The sequence below is a fragment of the Shewanella sp. 10N.286.54.B9 genome (assembly GCF_041468565.1).
In the GTDB taxonomy this organism is placed as follows: domain Bacteria; phylum Pseudomonadota; class Gammaproteobacteria; order Enterobacterales; family Shewanellaceae; genus Shewanella.
Window position 1 is genome coordinate 1 of record NZ_JBFRIY010000076.1, and the last position, 1,784, is coordinate 1,784.

Genomic DNA, 1,784 nt, shown 5'->3' on the forward strand with positions numbered 1-1,784 from the left:
CTATTTTTACTGTGTTGTAGACTATTTGTGGAGAATAACTAAACGGCATAGCCTCCGCCTTGTCAAAATAGCCAATAAACTGCGGCAAAAACAACCGTGAAAGATCAACAGCCCCTAGTTTCACAGTGGTTGCTATTGCTGAAGCCCAAACAAGTTTGATATTTTTCGTCTTTACATAGGTAATGCTGACCATTACTTATTAAATCAGCTAAGGTGACACTTTCCTTTGGCTTTTCCATTGGCTTCTCATCCATATTTACCAACATAAAAGACTTAGTTGCGACCACTGAATTCCGATAAATAATATCGAGTGTCCAGCGGCCGTTAACCAGCTCATGCTTGTCACCAAAATACCACATCGCCAAATTCTGATCGTGTTTGAGCATAGTGTCGGTCCAGCTTGATGTCGTGAAGCCTTTACCACTTTTAGGATCAACGATTTCTGGGTGTGTCATACGCAGCGTTATTGGGAATTGACTCTGGTTTGCGAGTTTGGGATCGACTTCGCCTTTGGCATTTTTAGGGAGTTTCACCGAGTAGCGGTACCCTATATATTGACCTAATGATGGCAGTACTAACTGACTCGAGAAAATGTCGTATTGATTACCGTTTTGGCTGATTAAACCTGCATCTAGGATACTGACCCGCGGGGAGAGAAGATTAGAAATAGTGCGAGCGTTAGTTTGCTCCTGATTCGATAATGCGTAGGGAGTGCCTTCAATAGAAAGTACTTTTGGCGGCTGCGCCTGATTGACCTCTAGTTGCTGTAAAGGATTGTTGAATGCTGTCAGTTTGTTTAGATGCTCGAATGCAGAAGTATCTAATACGGTGAGTCGATTATTGTTGAGCTCAAGTTCGGTCAGAGAAGTATTTAGGCTAAATGACATATCTTCAATTTTGTTGTAGTCAGCTTTAACTTTTTGTAGCTGAGGCTGATGACTTAAGTCGAGTTCGACAAGCTGATTGTTTCTTAATGATAGCATCGTCAAATTTGGATTGTGGCTGATATCTAGCTGTGTGAGTTGATTACTCGCAAGGTAAAGGTGGCTCAATTTGGGGTTGTTGCTTAAGTCGATATTCTCTAGGGTACCAACAGATAAATTGAGGCTTTGTAGCTGCGGATTATTAGATAGATCGATATTAGTTAGCTTATGTTTGCTTAAGCCTAGATCTGTTAATTTTGATTGAGCAGAAACATCAATTTGAGCAAGTGGTAGTTTGTAGGCATAGAGGCTAATCAGCTTTGAATTTTGGCCTACATCGATGTTGCTTATTTTATTGTTAGAGATATTGAGGAAAGTGAGCTCAGGGCTGTTGCTCAAATTGATATTGGAAAGCTTATTGCCTTGTAGATTTAAACGCTGAAGGTTGGGGCGGAGTGTTGTATCAAACTCTGCCAATTCATTATTCATTAAGTTGAGGTCAGTAAGCGCTGGCATGTAGCGAATTTCGTCGACATGGGTTATTTGTTGGCCGCTACAGTTTAGCACAGTAATCTTTGACAGTTCCGTTATTGCTGTTTGCGCAATACATTGGCCAAAATTAGGATCTTTAAATTGGATATCGTTAACATTTTTTGGTGTCAGCGTACAGCCGCTTAAAGCCAGGAGCGTAACGCTTAAAATGTAGGTGGTTAACTTCGATGATGTCATAACGTCTATTTCCCTTAGTGATTGCAGTGCAATCGTCATCTAACCAGTTTGGAGTTTAATCATTAAAAAACAAAGGGAAAGTAATACCAATCAGTATAAAGATTTGAGCGCTCAGCGAGAGTTTAGCGGCTT

At 40.6% G+C, this 1,784-nt stretch carries 1 protein-coding gene; it reads right to left on the reverse strand.

Features of this window, described 5'->3' with window-relative positions; all coding sequences use genetic code 11:
* Nucleotides 1-104: 104 nt before the first annotated feature.
* Nucleotides 105-1,652, reverse strand: coding sequence for a DUF3859 domain-containing protein (locus AB4135_RS20845; protein WP_371995345.1), 1,548 nt, complete (start codon nucleotides 1,650-1,652; stop codon nucleotides 105-107).
* Nucleotides 1,653-1,784: the final 132 nt, after the last annotated feature.

Bases quoted from the DNA above. Each gene is read 5' to 3' on its own strand.
- AB4135_RS20845 (WP_371995345.1), bottom strand. From the start codon at position 1,652: ATGACATCATCGAAGTTAACCACCTACATTTTAAGCGTTACGCTCCTG.